Origin of the sequence: Leifsonia sp. SIMBA_070 (genome assembly GCF_046534635.1) — a bacterium.
Classification (GTDB): domain Bacteria; phylum Actinomycetota; class Actinomycetes; order Actinomycetales; family Microbacteriaceae; genus Leifsonia.
In genome coordinates, this window is sequence record NZ_JAWRYK010001067.1 from 1 (window position 1) to 229 (window position 229).

Consider the following 229-nt stretch of genomic DNA (forward strand, 5'->3'; position numbering starts at 1 on the left):
GGAGGTACTTCCGTGCCACGTCGGTCAGATAGCCCCGATGATCACCGCCGGCTACATGGGTTGCGACATCGCACTGATCCAGGTCAGTCCGGCTGACGCCGACGGCAACCACAGCCTTGGCCTCATCAGCGACTACGTACAGGCCGCGGTCGCCAAGGCCCGCGTTGTCATCGCCGAGGTCAATGATCAGGTGCCGTACACCTGCGGTGAGAAGATCCCCGCCTCCGCG

General features: G+C 64.2%; 1 pseudogene. It reads left to right on the top strand.

Going from position 1 to position 229, the window contains the following annotated elements:
• Positions 1-229 (top strand): annotated as a pseudogene (locus tag SB754_RS23420) (hypothetical protein); the annotation flags it as partial.